Annotated in this window: 15 protein-coding genes; 10 read left to right on the forward strand and 5 right to left on the reverse strand. The window is 51.4% G+C overall.

Annotated features, from left to right (window positions below):
* Positions 1-8: 8 nt before the first annotated feature.
* From DVH26_RS12960 to DVH26_RS12980, 5 genes are all read left to right on the forward strand, one after another.
* Positions 9-764: a sugar phosphate isomerase/epimerase family protein gene (locus tag DVH26_RS12960; RefSeq protein ID WP_239634099.1), complete on the forward strand. Its 756-nt coding sequence runs from the start codon at positions 9-11 to the stop codon at positions 762-764.
* 6 nt (positions 765-770) lie between these two features.
* The gene (locus DVH26_RS12965) at positions 771-2,207 is read left to right on the forward strand and encodes a sulfatase family protein (protein ID WP_239634100.1); all 1,437 of its coding nucleotides are present in this window, start codon (positions 771-773) and stop codon (positions 2,205-2,207) included.
* 207 nt (positions 2,208-2,414) lie between these two features.
* Positions 2,415-4,622 (forward strand): glucoamylase family protein, encoded by a 2,208-nt coding sequence (locus DVH26_RS12970; protein WP_239634101.1) that lies wholly within the window; start codon positions 2,415-2,417, stop codon positions 4,620-4,622.
* A 314-nt stretch (positions 4,623-4,936) separates the two neighbouring features.
* Positions 4,937-5,860 carry a sulfate adenylyltransferase subunit CysD gene (gene cysD, locus DVH26_RS12975; RefSeq protein ID WP_239634102.1) on the forward strand — a complete coding sequence of 308 codons (924 nt, stop codon included), beginning with the start codon at positions 4,937-4,939 and terminating at the stop codon, positions 5,858-5,860.
* Positions 5,860-7,569 (forward strand): GTP-binding protein, encoded by a 1,710-nt coding sequence (locus DVH26_RS12980; protein WP_239634103.1) that lies wholly within the window; start codon positions 5,860-5,862, stop codon positions 7,567-7,569. The genes cysD and DVH26_RS12980 overlap by 1 nt, the downstream gene beginning before the upstream one ends.
* Positions 7,570-7,777: 208 nt before the next feature.
* On the opposite strand, the gene DVH26_RS12985 is transcribed toward DVH26_RS12980, so the two are convergent.
* The 5 genes from DVH26_RS12985 to DVH26_RS13005 form a co-directional block, all read right to left on the reverse strand.
* Positions 7,778-8,404 carry a TetR/AcrR family transcriptional regulator gene (locus tag DVH26_RS12985; protein ID WP_239634104.1) on the reverse strand — a complete coding sequence of 209 codons (627 nt, stop codon included), beginning with the start codon at positions 8,402-8,404 and terminating at the stop codon, positions 7,778-7,780.
* Between the two features lie 9 nt (positions 8,405-8,413).
* Positions 8,414-8,875 (reverse strand): hypothetical protein, encoded by a 462-nt coding sequence (locus tag DVH26_RS12990; RefSeq protein ID WP_239634105.1) that lies wholly within the window; start codon positions 8,873-8,875, stop codon positions 8,414-8,416.
* A gap of 181 nt (positions 8,876-9,056) precedes the next feature.
* The gene (locus DVH26_RS12995) at positions 9,057-9,950 is read right to left on the reverse strand and encodes an IS3 family transposase (protein ID WP_345774002.1); all 894 of its coding nucleotides are present in this window, start codon (positions 9,948-9,950) and stop codon (positions 9,057-9,059) included.
* Positions 9,920-10,216, reverse strand: a complete 297-nt coding sequence (locus DVH26_RS13000; RefSeq protein WP_239624353.1) for a helix-turn-helix domain-containing protein — start codon at positions 10,214-10,216, stop codon at positions 9,920-9,922. The genes DVH26_RS12995 and DVH26_RS13000 overlap by 31 nt, the downstream gene beginning before the upstream one ends.
* A 133-nt stretch (positions 10,217-10,349) precedes the next feature.
* Entirely contained in the window at positions 10,350-10,610 is a 261-nt protein-coding gene (locus DVH26_RS13005; RefSeq protein WP_239634106.1) for a YkgJ family cysteine cluster protein, read from the reverse strand.
* Between the two features lie 211 nt (positions 10,611-10,821).
* Here DVH26_RS13005 and DVH26_RS13010 point away from each other — a divergent pair, with 211 nt between their 5' ends.
* The 5 genes from DVH26_RS13010 to DVH26_RS13030 all read left to right on the forward strand — a co-directional run bounded on the left by DVH26_RS13010 (position 10,822) and on the right by DVH26_RS13030 (position 16,621).
* Complete coding sequence (locus DVH26_RS13010; RefSeq protein ID WP_239634107.1) at positions 10,822-11,562, forward strand: hypothetical protein; 741 nt, start codon at positions 10,822-10,824, stop codon at positions 11,560-11,562.
* A gap of 197 nt (positions 11,563-11,759) precedes the next feature.
* Positions 11,760-12,653, forward strand: a complete 894-nt coding sequence (locus DVH26_RS13015; protein WP_239634108.1) for a LysR family transcriptional regulator — start codon at positions 11,760-11,762, stop codon at positions 12,651-12,653.
* A 145-nt stretch (positions 12,654-12,798) separates the two neighbouring features.
* Positions 12,799-13,833, forward strand: a complete 1,035-nt coding sequence (locus DVH26_RS13020) for an LLM class flavin-dependent oxidoreductase (RefSeq protein WP_239634109.1) — start codon at positions 12,799-12,801, stop codon at positions 13,831-13,833.
* Positions 13,834-13,909: 76 nt separating this feature from the next.
* Entirely contained in the window at positions 13,910-15,244 is a 1,335-nt protein-coding gene (locus DVH26_RS13025; RefSeq protein ID WP_239634110.1) for an LLM class flavin-dependent oxidoreductase, read from the forward strand.
* Positions 15,245-15,274: 30 nt separating this feature from the next.
* A complete protein-coding gene (locus DVH26_RS13030) occupies positions 15,275-16,621 on the forward strand; it encodes an LLM class flavin-dependent oxidoreductase (protein WP_239634111.1) in 1,347 nt (448 codons plus the stop codon).
* Position 16,622 lies beyond the last annotated feature (1 nt).

Here is a 16,622-nt window from a genome sequence, read left to right on the forward strand (position 1 = left end):
GGATTCGTTTGAAGCATCAATTAGCGGTACAGCTGTATACGCTGCGCAAGGAATGCAAGGACAATTTCCCGCAGGTGCTTCGCGACTTGCGCAAAATGGGCTGGTCCGGGGTACAAATGGGGGGCTTTTTCGGCTACGACCCGCAGGAGATTGCAGCGGTTATGGCGGAAACAGGGCTGAAAGCCGCCGGGTTTCACGCCGGCTTCGATCAGATGATGAATAAAACGGAACTGGTGGTGGAGCAAGCCCGCATACTGCAAACCAAAGATATCGTTTGCCCTTTTGTCCAGCCGCAAAACCGGACGGAGGAAGGGTACCGCAGGATCAAACAAGGTCTTAACGAAGTGGCGGCAAGGCTGAGAGAAGAAGGCATCCGCATCAGCTATCATAACCATGATTTTGAGTTTGATTGCCTGATCGATGGCCACAATGCGCTTGAATACTTGCTGGAGCCGCACCCGGACAACGAAATCCATGCGGAGATCGATGTATACTGGATTCAAAGAACAGGAAGAAACCCGCTCGAATTCATCCGCGCTTATGCCTTCAGGATGCCGATCATTCATTTGAAGGACATGAAAGGCGATGAAACGAAGGATTACGCGGAAATCGGTACCGGGACGATCGATTTCCCTCCCTTATTGCAATGGGGGCAGGCTAACGGGATTGAATGGTATGTCGTTGAGCAGGATGAATGCCGGCGCAGCCCGATGGATTGCGTAGAAACGAGCTACAACAATTTAATCCAATGGATACGGGAGTGACCGGCGATGCGAATCATTTATCTGGATATCGATTCATTGCGGCCCGATCATATGGGCTGTTACGGGTATGAACGAAATACGACGCCGAATATCGATGCTATTGCAGCGGAAGGGGCCATATTCACACGATGCTACTGTGCTTCATCGCCTTGCGTTCCCTCACGGGCAAGCTTCATGTCGGGACGGTTCGCCATCCATCACGGAGCGCTTACCCATTGGGGGCCTGGCTACGATTTTTATTATCCGGAAGGGGACGGCCACAGTGAGCATTATGCTTTTTTTACGCGTCACTTGCGGCAAGCCGGATTGAAGACGGTAACCTTCTCCTCGTTCGGCGACCGTCATCATGCTTGGTGGTATTTTGCCGGGTGGGATGAAGTGCATACGCATACGCTCAAGGAAGGGAACGAGAATGCGGACGAGGTGAACGCAGCGGTGATTCCGTGGCTGCAGCGGCACGGGAAGGAGGAGGATTACTTCCTGCATATTCAGTATTGGGACCCTCATACGATGTACACGTATCCTCCGGAATACGCTGAGCAGTGGAACGGCGAGCCGGCGAAGGCATTCCCGGATGAAGAGACGATCCGGAAGCATCGCGAGGATGTGTTCCCGAGGTCCGCATCTTTCCTGCATACGGCCGAGCATATTCCGGAGACGATGCCCGGACAAATCCGCGACCGCCGGGATTTCGAGCGGCTGCTGAACGGATACGACGGCGGAATCAGTTACATGGATAAACATGTGGGCGAGCTTCTTCAGACGTTAAGAGGGCTCGGCATAGAGGATGAGGTCACGTTCATTATCAGTGCCGATCATGGAGAATCAATGGGCGAGCAAGGGATTTATATGGAGCACGCCAGTGCTACCGAGCCGGTACACCACATTCCGCTGATCATCAAGGCTCCGGGCATTACGCAGCCGGGAACCGTATGCGATGAATTCGTATACAACGTGGACGTGATTGCAACCATAACCGAAATGACCGGGTTAACCGTTCCGGGAGGCTGGGACGGCCGATCCTTCATGCCAGCACTGCGAGGCGAGCATTGGGCTGGTAGGGATTATCTTGTAATGGATCACGGTCTGTATACTTGCCAAAGGGCCGTTCGTGACCGCAAGTGGCACTATATCCGTACTTACCACCCGGGGCTGTATCGCTTTGATCCGGTCACTTTATACGACATGGAGAACGATCCGTTTCAATTGGACAATGCAGCGGAGCGATATCCCGATATCGTCAAGGAAATGGACCACCGAATAGCGCTCTGGACACAGGAGCAGCTGGGACAGCCGGGCAGCCGGATGGACCCGCTGCATCAGGTTATCGAGACGGGTCCATGGAAGTACGTGAAACTGGAGGACTGGGTGGAGCGGCTCCGCCGTGAAGGGTATCATGAAGCTGCAGAAGCGCTGATGACGAAATACGCGCCGGTTCATTAATGGAATCCTGTTTCGATTGTTGTGCAGGTACGGAGCTGCTCTATGAGGAGCAGCCCTACAGTACCACAGGAGATGAGAACAGCGGATCCTTTTGTACGGACTAATTTGAAAGCGATTACAGAACTTCTTGGAATCGGCTATTATACCTTCCACGCACATGGAGCAGGGGACCGCCGCTGATATCAAGTGACCATTAGGAGGAAAACAATGAGTGTTCATCCATATTACAAAGGTCGAATCGTGACCGTATTCATATTGCTGCTAGCTTTATTAATGGCAAGCTTCGGAATAGTTCCTGCTCAGCAAACAGCACATGCCGGCACGGTTCCACCTTTGCTTGTAACCGAGTTGATGGCTTATCCGAACGATCCCAACGAGGCTTACGAATACATAGAGATTTACAATAACAGCTCGACCGCCATGGACCTAGTCACTACGAATGTATATCTGTTTTGGGACAATACGCAGCCGTTCAGCTCCTCCAAAATAGCAGCGCTCGGCACGATCGAGCCCTATCCCGGTTCATCCAATGCGATTATTGGAGCTTACAAGAGCAAAGTCATTTGGCTGAAAAAGAAGAGCTTATCGGGAACCGCAGCCGGAAGCTTGAACGGTTTCAATACGTTATACGGAACGAGCTTGACTTCCGACGATCTGGTTATGCTGCAGGTCTTTGGCAATGGGCTGCCGAACGGCCTGCGAAGAGATATTGCGCTGGTTCCGGCCGGCACAGACCCGGCAGTTGGCCGGATCGTCGGGGCAACCTTCGTTGGAGGCACCGATTTCATCAGAGGAGAGAGCGTGGACTATTACTATCCAATAGATGGAAGTAGTATTATGCAGCGTAAAACGCCGGACTCCTATCACCGGCAGCCGTCCCCGGGTACGGTTGATCAGACCCTAGTGCCGCTGACTATACCGCCTTCTGGCGATCCCCCCATCCTGGAGCTTGTCAGCCGCAAGTCATTCGACTATTTCTGGAATACGGCCAATACGGATCCGAACAGCCCGGGCTACGGACTTGTACCTAAGGGCATCACGGGCAACAATGTGAATATAAGCAGTACGGCCGGAGTCGGCTTTGGCCTTGCTGCGCTTGCGATTGGAGCAGAACGGGGGTGGGTGTTGAGGACGGACGCCGAGACCAGAGCGATTGGAACGCTCAACACGCTGTTGAACAACGTGGATCATGAGCACGGTTTTCTGTACCACTTCGTGAATATGTCCACGGGGAAGAGAAACAGTGAAGCTGAGGCTTCGTCCGTCGATACGGTCCGTGCCGTCAGCGGCGCGATTGTGGCGGGTCAATATTTTGGCGGGACGGTTAAACAGCTGGCACAGCAGCTATATGACCGGGTCGATTGGCAATGGATGCGAGACCCTGTGACGAATCAGTTTTATAAAGGGTACCGTCCGGACACCGGGTACGGCACCCGCTGGACCAACAGCGGCGAGCAGCTGGCTCTCTACGTACTGGCGGCCGGTTCGTCAACCCATCCGGTCAGCGGCGATATGTTTTACGGCTTCAACCGGAATGAAGGATCCTACGGGACGGGACCATCGTACATTTATTCATGGTTCGGTTCCATGCATACGTATTTGTACTCTCATGCCTGGGTCGATTTTCGCAACAAAGTCGATCTGCAGGGAGTGAACTGGTACGACAATTCACAGAAAGCGGTGCAAACCAACAGGCAGTATTCCATTGATATGGCGTCACAGTATTCTACCTACGGAACGAATGCATGGGGGCTGCTGGCGGGGAAAGGCCCGAATGGATACGAGGGGAAAAATGGAGCGCCGCCGTCCGGGAGCAGCAATACGGCTCAGCAGACGACCGGGACATTGCCTCCGGCCGGCGCAGCCGCCGCTATCGTGTTTGCCCCGCAGCAGTCGATCGATGCGATGAACCATTATTATAATGACCTTCCTGAACTCTGGGGACCTTACGGGTTTTATGACGGAGTCAATTTGGCTGTAAGCCCGGCATGGTATGCTGACGATTACTCGGTCATTAACGTGGGTGGACCACTGCTGATGATCGAAAATTACCGCAGCGGCTTCGTCTGGAGATGGTTCACGAACAACGCTTCGGTTCAGGCCGGTATGAAAAGCATTGGACTGTCCGGCATTCAGCCGCCTGCCGATGTACTGAATCCGAGCGTGAGCTGGGGCAGCGGGTCGGCAACTGTAAGCTGGAGCGAGCCTGCCGAAACGATGGCGAGATCGGACTATACTTTTGTCAACATATATCGGCAGGACGGCACGAAGGCAGCCGGGCCGATTCCGCAAGGAGTGACATCCGTGACAATTACCGGGCTTACAAGCGGAAGCAGCTATACGTTCAAGGTAGTCAGAGTAAAAAATGGGGTCGAAAGCGGCGGTGTACAGATTGCCGAAGGGCAGCCTTTTTAAAAGCCGAGTCACTGCATAGAGCTGCTCTATCGTGCGAGCGGATAGGTTCTACGAATATCAATGTCATTGGGGTCGCCGATTCAGGCGGCCTTTTTAGCTTTTTTGGATGGGTACAAGAACTTACGTCTCATTCCAACGACTGCTCCTGCAGCGGCAAAGAATGTCGAATTTCAAAAAAAATACCCATTATTCAAAGAAAAATAATAGAAATTTGGAGAATCTTAGATTCTACCACTTTGCATAAAAGCTAGAATCTGATAGGATATAAAGAAATACGATAGATTTAGTATGAATTAAAAGGAGGCACCTTTTCCATGGAAAAACTGATGCTTGATTCCATACAAGAAATGACGCATCTGGATCAACTCGAGGCTGAAGCGATTTATATTATTCGAGAAGTAGCGGCGGAATGTGAGAATCCCGTGATGCTGTATTCGATCGGGAAGGACAGCTCCGTGATGCTGCATTTGGCGCTGAAAGCCTTTTATCCCGAGAAACCGCCATTTCCTTTCATGCACATTGACACCACGTGGAAATTTAAAGAAATGATCGAATTCCGCGACCGCAAAGCCAAAGAATTCGGGATCGAAATGATTGTCCACTCGAATGAGGAAGGTGTTAAGCAAGGAATCAACCCATTTGATCATGGTGCCGCGTATACCGATATTATGAAAACCCAAGCATTGAAGCAGGGATTGGACAAATACGGATTTACGGCTGCGTTTGGCGGCGGAAGACGTGACGAGGAAAAGTCGCGTGCGAAGGAGCGGATTTTTTCATTTCGGAATAAGAACCATGCGTGGGATCCGAAAAACCAGCGGCCGGAAATGTGGAAGCTGTTCAACACAAAAATCAATAAAGGCGAGAGCATTCGCGTCTTCCCGTTATCCAACTGGACGGAAAAAGATATTTGGCAATACATTCGCAGAGAAAACATTGACATTGTGCCCCTCTATTTTGCCAAAGAAAGGCCTGTCGTTAACCGCGACGGACATATCATCATGGTGGATGACGACCGGTTGAAGCTAGAGCCTCATGAACAAGTGGAAATGATGAAGATGCGTTTTCGCACGCTAGGCTGTTATCCGCTTACTGGCGGTATCGAGTCGGAGGCGGATACACTTGATGCCATAATAGAAGAAACTCTTGGCGCGGTTTCATCCGAACGGACAAGCCGGGTTATTGACCAGGAAGCGGCTGGTAGTATGGAAAGACGGAAACGGGAGGGCTATTTTTAATGAAAAGTCTGCTTAAATTTATTACATGCGGAAGTGTAGACGACGGCAAATCCACGTTAATCGGACATATGCTTTATGACGCGAAGCTGTTGTTCGCCGACCAGGAAAAAGCATTGGAGCTGGACAGCCGGCTCGGAAGCCGCGGCGGAAAAATCGACTATTCCCTGCTTCTTGACGGCTTGCTGGCTGAGCGTGAACAAGGGATAACGATAGACGTGGCGTATCGGTATTTTACGACGGATCACCGTTCATTCATTGTAGCGGACACGCCGGGACACGAAGAATATACCCGTAACATGGCGGTAGGCGCATCCTTTGCGGATCTTGCAGTGATTCTCGTAGACGCGACCAAAGGGGTCATTACTCAGACTAAGCGCCATGCCCGGATATGCGCACTCATGGGAATTAAGCATCTTGTATTAGCTGTGAACAAAATGGATTTGGTAGGCTTTGATCAAACGAAATTTGATGAGATCAAAGAAGATTTTTTCCGGACGACTGCCGAATTTCACCTTCAAAGCATCCAAGTAATTCCTGTTTCTGCCACAGAAGGGGATAACATTACCAAAAAGTCGCAAAATACCCCTTGGTATGAGGGTCTTCCGTTGCTGTCGTATTTAGAAAATGTGGATGTCCATAATACCAACGACTTGAAGCAATTTATGATGCCCATTCAGCGTGTCTGCAGACCGGACCATACATTCCGCGGCTTCCAAGGCCAGATTGAGACCGGGCATATCGCGGTCGGCGATGAGCTGACTACGCTGCCTAGCCGTGAGAGAGCGAAAGTCAAACGGATCTTAGTGACGGATCAAGACAGGGATTCGGCTCATGCCGGACAACCCGTAACTATTCAATTGGACCGGGAGGTCGACGTTTCGCGGGGCTGTGTTTTCACGAAGGACAACCAAATAACCGAGGCTGACAGTTTTACCGCGACGATTCTGTGGATGGATGATTCCGTTCTGACTCCGGGTAAAAACTATTTGGTCAAAGTAGGCACAAAAGTACTGCCCGGCACGGTAACGGCAATTACTCATAAGATCGATATTAATACTGGAAATACGGTGCCGGCTGATCAAATTGTCAAAAATGAATTGGCGAAATGTGAGTTTTCTTTAGCGGACAACATCGTTATTGATTCCTTTGAGCAATATAAAAGCATTGGCGGATTTATTCTGATCGATCGTGTAACCAATATGACATCCGCTTGTGGCGTTATCGACCAAGCCATTCAAAGATCCCAACGAGTGGCACAGCTGGATACGGAGATTACGAGAGAGGTTCGTGCTCAGCAAAAAGGACAGAACCCATTGACGCTCTGGTTTACCGGATCGGTTGCGGATCAATCGCCCCTTGCGAAGGAAGTCGAGAAACGTTTGGTATCGTCAGGCTACCATACTATGCTGCTAGAGAACCGCCAGGGAGAGCCGGCGCGGCGAGTGGCGGAAGTAGTCAAATTAATGAATGATGCGGGACTTATTGCATTGGTTTCTAATTCCTTGCATGAAAACGACCGGGCAACGGTGAGAGACATCCTCGGCAAAGAATATACGGAAGTGAATCTAGACGGTTCGTTCGCAGGCAGCTCGAGCACCGATGATGCAGCCGGAAACCCGGTAATCGAAATCGATACAAGCAGAACTTCTATCGAAGAAGCTGCTCGGGTTGTAGTTAGACGGATTACGAATTATGTAGTCAACTTGTAGACGCGTATGCAAACCGATTGACGTTAGCGAAGTGGGTTTTGAAAAAAATAGTATCCCTGCATCATCGTAACCTAGTGATGCAGGGATATTTTTACATTGATAACATTTATTCGATCGGGGCACCCTGCAAAGTATCACATTTACTTCGAAGCTAAAGCTCCACCTTGTGGGGTTATTTTGCGTCCGCGATAGGGTACCGGCATATAGATTACAATGTCCGGACAGCCCGGTTGATGATGGCGACCAGCTCGCTGCTATAAGTCTCCAGGTCGACTTTGCGGGTCAGAGCCGAGTTCAGCATATATTCTCCAATGCCGCCCTGAATCAGATTCGCCATGACGTCGATATGGAATGCTCCAAACACCCCTTGCTCCTGTCCTTCGCGCAGAATATGCTGCAGCTCCTTCATCAATGAATCCTCTTCATCGTCGCTTATCTTGTAGTAAGGGATATCATCGGCCGTCCGGGCGTTAAAAATAATTTCCAGCAGTGCGGCGTTATGGGCGGGATGCGTACCCTGGTAGGCCAGACTGGCCGTAATAAAAGTACTTAGTTTCTCTTGCGGCGTATGTTCCTGACGAACACGGTTCAAAATATAAGTGGTGGACCTTTCCACAAGCTTCATCAGAAGATGGTTCATCAGATCGTTTTTATCGGCAAAATGATAGGAAATCAACGCTGTGCTGATCCCCGCTTTTTTTGCGATCTGAGCAAGGCTGGCTTTGACATAGCCGATCTCGTCCAAGGTCCGGATCGCTGCTTCAATAATCTGCTCGCGCCGGGCTTCTGCGATAAATGAGGATTTGCCTTCGTCTTTCTTGTTCTCTTCCTTCATGGCCTCTCCTTATTGACTGTTGTTTGGGTTACTCCTTTTATTCAACACTCCTAGTAAAGCAAATGCTACCACAATGACGGGAATAATCAAATGCTTCGGCTCGCTGAACAGGCGGTCCCAGAACGGTTGAGCTTCTCCTTGAACCAAAGCGATGACGCCGCGAATGAGGAGTATCATTAAATTGGTCATCAGCATAATCGGAATCAAAGACAACCCGCCTTTTAGTACGGACCAGCCGGAAGAACGGCCTGCTAAGAACAAGACTGCGGCCGCCAAGCACAAGATCCCCGCCCCAGCCATGAACACGGCCTTGATCAGACCATGCCAAGCCAACCCGGATAACGCCATTTCGTGATATAGAAGCCAGCTATACCATAAGGCTCCTCCGCCTAGCGCTGAGCTCAGTACAGGAATCCATTTCAATAGCCAGACGGGGTTCTCGTTACTTGTCTTGCTTTCATTGCTGCTCATGCGAATCCCTCCATGATAGATAATTGATTATTTGATCAAAAAATTGATCTATTGATCAATAAAATCATAACATCCTTGGATTCCCCGGTCAAGGAGACGAATACCTATATGTATTCAAAAAAATAAAAAAGCCCTATGCCGCAATGGTCAAGACCCCAAATAGCGGACATTGAAAAAAGCCCTAGGCTGCATGCTGACGTCGGTACTCTATCGGCGTCAGCTTGTTTAGCTTTCTTTGCGCTCTTTCTTCGTTATAAAAATGAATGAATTCTTCTATTCGCCTTTGTGCTTCCTCGATGTTTCGGATATCATAAGGATAGAGGGCTTCCACTTTCAAATGTGAAAAGAAGCTCTCCATTGAGGCATTATCATAACAATTGCCTCGCCTGGACATGCTGATTTGGGCGCCAACCTTTGGCAGCATGTCGTGGTATGCATGAGACGTGTACTGGCTTCCCTGATCGCTGTGAACGATCAGTCCAGTCACGTCTTTATGCGTTTCAAATGCCTTCGTAAACGTCTCTAATACAAGAGGATTGTCATTACGGTTGCTCATATGGTAGGCTACAATTTCCCCATTCCAAAGGTCCTTGATTGCGGATAAGTAAATGCGATCATCAAATACTCGATATTGCGTCACATCCGTTACCCATTTTTGATTCGGTTCTGTCGCATTAAAATCTCTCTGCAGTAGATTCTCCGCGATCCTTCCATCAGATTTAGCTGCTTCACGCGTCGAACGATGAACATATTTGCGACGAATGATTGCCTGAATCTCTAAATCTCGCATAAGCCGTAGTACCTTCTTATGGTTCACACACAGGCTGTACTGTCGGTACAATTCGTCCTGTATCCGCCGATATCCAACCGTCTTCTTACGTTGATCATAAATAGCAAGAATCTTCTCCTTTAAATCAGCGTCAGGAGCTGCGTATTTGCGTTTCAAGTAGGCGTAGTAGCTGCTCCTAGCGACATTAAGCATGCTGCACAGCTCCACGACTGGATAATGCCCAGCGGTAGCTTCAATGATTCTATACTTTCCGTTCACACCCCCTGTTTCCAAATTTGCAAACACTTTTTTAGAACGTCATTCTCCCGTTTGAGCTTCGCTACATACCGATCTTGATCTAAGTACTCCTCACGACGTCCTCGTTGATCCAGGAGTCCAAACTCACCTAATTGCTTATACCTCCGCATCCACTTCTTGACCCGATCTTTGTCATGAATCTCTAAATGCTCCGTAATCTGCCGATACGACCACTTCTCCTCCATATGAAGGCGAATAGCTTCTTTCTTCAATTCCTCTGAATACGTTTTAAACTTCTGACCTCTTACTGCCATAAAAAATACACCCCCTAGAATTCATCGGATTAACCTAGGGGTTTTTCCAATGTCTATTCTAAGGGGTGCACTTTACAAAGTCGGCAGGGCTATTGAGTCATGGCTGGTACTACTGTAGATGCTTCTTCTCAAGCTAGGTGGATGGCTTGGTCGCTTCTTCCATAGCAAGCAAAATTCTGAACGCGTCCTCGTTCGATGGACCGCACATCTCTTCCGTTGGCCGCAAGCTGCCGCAAACGTCCGGACGCTCCGGTTTACCGAACAACAGGCATCGATTCTCTTCCGAAAGCTGGATGCACCGGACGCCGGCCGGCTTCCCCTCCGGCATACCGGGAATAGGGGATGAGATGGAGACGACGATACAGCATGCGGCACAGCCTGGCCTGCACTCCATAGAACAACAACTCCCTTCGCCTGATATGCCTATTATAGCAAAGGATGTACGGACAAGTCATAATGCAGACGGCTGAAAAGGAATCCTTTTTGGCCAGGAAGCCTGTGCAAGCGGTTGTACTTAAGAAAATAGTAAGCAAAACCATACATAGTTGTTAAGATCACTCTGTTACATTGGTTATGGCTATTTCACGATGTGAGGAGGCTGTGACATGAAATATGATGTTCAAGAAGTCAGTCAAGGCGGGGGCGGATGTATGTTTCCCGGCCGCTGGATCGGAGGCGCAGCGTTGGTTCTCGGGCCGATGCTGCTCATGGCGGGAGTGCTGCTCCGGGTGAAATTCCATTTCTTTTTCCCCAATCAGCTTGAAGCGGTACGTACGCATCCGGTCCTAATGACGGTGTCCTACAGCTTTTTCTCCACAGGCACGGTGCTTATGTGGCCTGCTGTAATTATGCTTGTCGGGTTGATCCAGATCAAGCAGCGGGGTTGGGCGCTTTGGGGAGGCGTCTTTGCCGTATGCGGGTTGTTCGCCCGGACGTTTCATGCCGGTGTGGACCATCTTGCTTTTCAGCTCGTACGCCACCAAGGTCTTGAGCCGGCTGTGAAGGCTGTGGCGGATTCCTATGGGGCGTTCCACATATTCAGCAGCTTGAATCTTGCCATTCTGCTTGGATGGATCGTGCTCGCTATTGGCGCTTATCGCGCAGGAACGCTCAATTTATTTGGTGCTGCCGCACTTGCCTTGATGTCAGGCCTTCCCTTGGGGGTGCTCAAAGGGACGACGCTGTTCTCGATTGCCGCAGCGGCAGGAGCATGCATTGCGCTTGTACCGTTGGGAATCCGGGTGCTCCGCGACGGGCCGATGCCGAATCGGCGAACGGCGCTCGGTTGGATCGCAGGAGTACTGGCAGCGGGAGGCGCATTCTTTGCCATAGGCCAGCTGGGGTGAGTGAACGGCGGAAGTGCATGTCTAATAAATAAACTGAAAATTTGTAAAAATATGATTGACAAACGAACCGTTATCGAATTAAATAATATACAAGTAAACACATTGGAATAATGAAGTATCGACCGGATAACTGGAGATACATCTGCCAAGGAGGCGGGTGTGTCTCTTTTTTTTCTCTCAATTAGGAGGCTGATCACATGAACATTGAGAACATAGAAGCATTCGTCTATGTGATCCACTACAACAGCTTCAATAAGGCCGCTGACGCCTTGTTCCTGTCCCAGCCTTCCATCTCGGCCCGGATTCAGACGCTGGAGCGGGAGCTGGACGCCAAGCTGTTCGATAGGGAAGGGAGACATTTTACGTTAACGGAGAAAGGGAAGCAGTTCCTGCCTTACGCCCAACAAATACTGCAGTCGCTGAAAAAAGGCAAGCAGCAGCTCCGGCAAATGAAAACGGCGCTGCACGAGGTGCGAATCGGCTGCACCGTCTCGGTATCGAATTATATTATTCCCCAAATCCTTCCTCTATTCAAACGAAAGTATCCGGATATCCAGATCAAGCTGATTACTGCGCCTAGCGAGGCGATCATGGAAAAAGTGCTTAATAAAGAAATTGAATTAGGGCTGGTGCGCAACATTACGCATCCGCATGTCGATTCCATTAAATTTTACGAAGATCCCATCAAGCTGTTTGTGTACGAGGACCATCCGTTTCGCCGAATGAACAGGGTGGATATTGAAGATGTTGCGGGTCAACCGCTTGTATTCTTCGAATGCGGCTCTCTTGACTGGATGAAGATTCACCGGTTGTTCGAGACGCTGGACCGTCCGCCGAACATAGAGTATCACATCGATAATGTGGAGACGGCCAAGAAATTGGTGCTGCAAAAAATGGGGATCGGCTTCCTGCCGGCCTTATCGGTTGCTCAGGAATGCAGGGAAAAGCAGCTATTCCCTATCGATGTAGCCTCCCTTGCCAGCCTGTCGCTGCGGACGAATCTGATCGCTCTCAAGGGAGAATGCTCGGACATGTATAAGACCATTCTCGATGTCGGCAAAGAGCTGCATGTGGAGGCGGCGGTAAGATAGATTTGTTCTATTGAAGAATAGAAAAGCCTTATTATCTGGCCCGTTGACGCTCTATAGGCTCGATGATAAGCTTTATCCATGGATTAAAACCAAGCAATCCAATAGGAAATATTGTTTATAAAAATGCGGGAGTGAGGTGTGGAACGTGGGACTGAAGCTAAGCATATTGGATCAAAGTCCAATCGGCGAGAACGAGACGGCGGAGCAAGCGTTTCGCCATACGATTGAGCTAGTAAAAAAGGCCGAAGAGCTCGGCTATTACCGATTCTGGGTATCGGAGCATCACGATTCGGATAACGTGGTCGGATCGTCTCCGGAAGTGCTGATCTCCCATCTGCTGGCGCATACCCGGACGATCCGCATCGGTTCCGGCGGTGTCATGCTGCAGCATTACAGCCCCTATAAGGTAGCGGAAAATTTCAATGTGCTATCGGCGCTGGCACCCGGCAGGGTGGATCTTGGCATAGGGAGGGCTCCCGGAGGACTTCCCCGATCTACAAGAGCATTGCAGCAAGGTGAAGATGCTTCAGTCAAACCGCTTGAAGAGAAGCTGATCGAGCTGGAGCAGCATTTACACCGGAAGCTTCCGGAGGATCATCCGAATTACGGAGTAAAGGCGATACCGCATCCGGAACAGCCGGCCTCTCTCTATTTGCTCGGGACCAGCGTATCCAGCGCGCAATTGGCGGCAAAGACCGGCATTCCCTATGTATTCGCGCAATTTATAAACGGGGATGAAGCGGCGATTCGGGAATCGCTCGACACGTACCGGAAGCAGTTCAATGCAGAGGCATCCGTTGTTGCCGGCGCAGCCGCCGCCCGTACACAAGCGCTGCTGGCCGTCTCTGTGATCGTAACGGATACGGATGAGGAGGCGAGAGAGCTTGCCGTTGATTCCAAGAATGTAAAGATCCATTTGGCCAGCGGCCGGACCATTAACGTAAAGACGCTGGAGGCGGCGGAGGAATACGGCCGGCAGACCGACGAGCCTTTCACCGTAGAGGTGAAGGATGCTCCCATCATTCATGGGTCCAAAGAAACCGTCCGCAAGCGGCTCCTGGAGCTGCAGCAAGTATACGAAGTCGATGAACTGATCATCGTGGCGGCTATGAAAGGATTCGATAAAAGGCTTCATGCGTATGAACTGCTGCACGAGGCGTTTTCGGAACAAACCGTCTGAAGCAGCTGTGCGAACCAATATTGTGAATCGATAGTGTGAAACAACTGAATGAACAAATCATGGGGAGGAATATACAATGTCCAAACAAAGACAAATCAAATTCGGAGCGATTATTCATGGAGTGGGGGGCAACATGTCGGCTTGGCGTCATCCGAAAGCGGTAGCGGACGCAAGCGTCAACTTCGAATTTTACAAGGAGCAGGCGCAAAAAGCGGAAGCAGGCAAATTCGACCTCGTATTTATCGCCGACGGCTTATACATTAACGAAAAATCGCTGCCGCACTTCTTGAACCGTTTCGAGCCGATTACGATCTTATCCGCTCTGGCTGCGGTAACCTCCCGCATAGGGCTCGTCGGAACGTTGTCGACCTCGTACAGCGAGCCGTTCACCGTCGCGAGACAATTCTCCTCGATTGACCATATCAGCCACGGCCGGGCGGGCTGGAATGTCGTCACCTCTCCGTTGGAAGGGTCGGCGCTGAACTTCAGTAAAGCCATCGAAGAGCATCCGGATCATCCGAAGCGGTACCGGATTGCCACCGAATATTTGCAGGTGACCAAAGGGCTGTGGGATTCGTGGGAAGACGATGCTTTCGTTCGGGATAAAGAGTCAGGAGTGTTTTTCGATCCGAGCAAGCTGCACCGGCTCGACCATAAGGGAGAATTTTTCTCGGTTCAAGGCCCGTTGAACATCGCCCGCTCGAAGCAAGGGCAGCCGGTCATTTTCCAGGCGGGATCGTCGGAGGACGGCAAAAACCTTGCGGCCAAAGAGGCAGACGCCATCTTCACCGGTCATCCGACATTGGCGGATGCTCAGAAGTTTTATCAGGATGTGAAGAGCAGAGCGGCAGCATTCGGACGTTCGCCGGAGGACATCGTCATTCTGCCCGGCATCAGTCCTATTATCGGGCAAACCGAGGAAGAAGCGGAGCGCAAATATCAGGAAATCGTCGAGCTGGTGACGATCGACAAGGCGCTGGACTACCTCGGCAGATATTACGATCACCATGACTTCACGCAATATCCGCTGGATGAACCGTTCCCTGATCTCGGCGATATCGGGAAGAACAGCTTCCGCAGCACGACGGACCGTATTCGGCGCGAAGCGCAGGAGCGGGGATTGACGCTTCGTCAGGTGGCGTTACGAGAAGCGACACCGAAAACACAGTTTATCGGGACGCCGGAGCGCGTGGCGGATTTGGTGCAGGAATGGTTCGAAGGCCGCGGAGCGGACGGCTTTATCGTCGGATCGGCCGTGCCGAACGGGCTGAACGATTTTGTCGATTATGTGGTGCCGATTTTGCAGGAGCGGGGCATTTACCGTACGGAGTACGAAGCCGATACGCTGCGCGGCAATTTGGGCCTGCCATTCCCGATCAACCGGTATGCGAAGGAAGCCGTGACCAAGTAACGGACAGACGAAGCGAAAGGGGAGTTTACGATGGCACAAGAACAACGGCAACGAAAGCTGAAATTCGGAGCGGGGCTTCGCGGACCGGGAGGCAATATGGCCGGCTGGAGGCATCCGGATGCGGTGGCGGACGCCAGCACGAATTTCGAATATTATACGAGGCTGATTCGGAAGGCGGAGGAAGGGAAGCTGGACTTCGCGTTCATTCCCGACGGGCTCTTCATTAACGAGAAGTCGATCCCGTTCTTTCTGAACCGGTTCGAGCCGGTGACGATCTTGTCGGCGCTGGCTGCGGTCACGTCGCGCATCGGCTTGGTCGCCACGCTGTCAACCTCGTACAGCGAGCCGTTCAACGTAGCGAGGCAGTTCGCCTCGCTCGATCAGATCAGCGGCGGCCGTGCGGGCTGGAACGTCGTGACGTCTCCGCTGGAAGGCTCGGCGGCGAACTACAGCAAAGCCGAGCACCCCGCTCACGAGAAGCGGTACCGCATCGCATCGGAGTTTCTTCAAGTCGCCAAGGGATTGTGGGACTCGTGGGAGGAAGATGCGTTCGTTCGCGACAAAGAAACCGGCGTCTTTTTTGACCCGGCCAAACTGCATCGATTGAACCATCAAGGAGAGTTTTTCTCCGTGCAGGGTCCGCTCAATATCGGCCGGTCCGCACAAGGGCGCCCGGTTGTGTTCCAAGCGGGCTCCTCGAACGACGGGCGGGATTTGGCGGCGCGGGAAGCGGACGGCGTCTATACGAACCCGGAAGGCCTGGAGCAGGCGAAGGAGTTCTACCGCGATGTGAAGCAGCGTGCGGTGGCCTACGGCAGGTCGCCTGACGACATCGTTATTTTGCCGGGACTCATCCCGATCATCGGAGCGACGGAAGAGGAGGCGGAGCGCAAATATCAGGAGGTTGCGGGGCTTGTGACTATTACGGATGCGCTCAACTTTCTCGGACGGTTCTTCGATCACCACGATTTCTCCCAATATCCGCTCGATGAGCCATTCCCGGAGCTCGGTGAGATCGGCAGCAACAACTTCCGGAGCACGACGGACAACATCAAGAGACTGGCCAAGGAACGCCGGTTGACGCTCCGCCAAACCGCTCTCGAAGTGACGACGCGCCGGAGCGAATTCAGCGGGACCCCGGAGCAGGTAGCCGACCGTATCCAAGACTGGTTCGAGCAAGAGGCGGCGGACGGATTTATTCTCGGCGAGGCTTACCCGGGCGCTCTGCATGATTTCGTCGATCAAGTCATCCCAATCCTGCAGCAGCGCGGGTTGTTCCGGACGGAATACGAAGCAGCTACGCTGAGAGGGAATTTAGGGCTGTCTTACCCGGTTAACCGGTATGCTCAGTCTCAGGAGCACCAATCAATTTCGTAAC

This window comes from Paenibacillus sp. H1-7, assembly GCF_022354825.1.
In the GTDB taxonomy this organism is placed as follows: Bacteria; Bacillota; Bacilli; order Paenibacillales; family NBRC-103111; genus Paenibacillus_S.